Here is a 962-nt window from a genome sequence, read left to right as displayed (position 1 = left end):
GGGCCTTGACCCCGAATCGTGGACACGGTGTCGTTTCGGTTATGCCGCTTCCGTGAGCGTAGCGGAGGCGGCGGTTTCGTAGGCGTTCGGGGCGATGTTCCCGATCGCGGAGTGGCGTCGGCGGGTGTTGTAGCGGTTCGCCCATCGGAACACGGCCCGGTAGGCGGTGGGCGCGTCGGGGAACGCGGCGCGGCCTTCGAGCAGCTCACGCTTGAGGGCCGCGTTGAGGCTTTCGGCGAGGGCGTTGTCGGCCGATGAGCCGACCGCTCCCATCGACTGCCTCACCCCGAGCTGCTCGCACAGCGCTGCGTAGGACTTCGATGTGTAGACCGAGCCGTGGTCGGAGTGGAACACCGCCCCGGCCAGCGTCCCACGCTCGCACCAGGCGACCTTCAGCGCGTCCTCGACGAGCTCGGTGCGCATGTGCCCGGCCATGGCCCATCCGGCGAGCTTCCGGGAGCCCAGGTCGATGCAGGAGGCGAAGTAGAGGTTCGTGCCGTCCTCGAGGGGCAGGTAGGTGATGTCACCGACGTAACGGCAGCACGGCGCGCCGGTGCTGAAGTCGCGGCCGATCAGGTCGGGGAACCGCCTGCCGGACTGGTCCGGGATCGTGGTCCTCACGCGTTTGCGCAACCGGATCCCGGCCAGAGCGTGCTCGCGCATCACCCGGGCCACGCGCTTGTGGTTGACCCGGTCACCGGCCGGCACGTCCTCGTTGAGGTCGGCCGTGATCCGGGGCGCGCCGTAGGCGCGGTCCCCGCCCCGGGCCGGGTCCTGCAGCACCCGGATCCGCGATACCAGCGCCGCGTCGGCCGCCGCCCTGGCCGCCCGTGCCGGCTCGGCGGCCAGCCAGGCGTAGAACGACGACCGGGCGATCTCGATGACCTCGCACAACCGCTTCACGCCCCAGGCGTCCTTGTGGTCCTCGACGAACTGGAAGCGGTTCACCAGTTCGTCTCCCC

1 protein-coding gene is annotated in these 962 nt (G+C 70.4%); it reads right to left on the bottom strand.

From position 1 onward, the window contains the following. Positions 1-39: 39 nt before the first annotated feature. A partial coding sequence (locus tag ABEA06_RS13515; RefSeq protein WP_345311827.1) for an IS3 family transposase occupies positions 40-962 on the bottom strand: 923 nt, incomplete at its 5' end.

Origin of the sequence: Kocuria gwangalliensis, assembly GCF_039544365.1 — a bacterium.
Lineage (GTDB): Bacteria > Actinomycetota > Actinomycetes > Actinomycetales > Micrococcaceae > Kocuria > Kocuria gwangalliensis.
The sequence above is the reverse complement of the archived record's forward strand: the minus strand, read 5'-3'. Positions and strand labels throughout refer to the sequence as shown.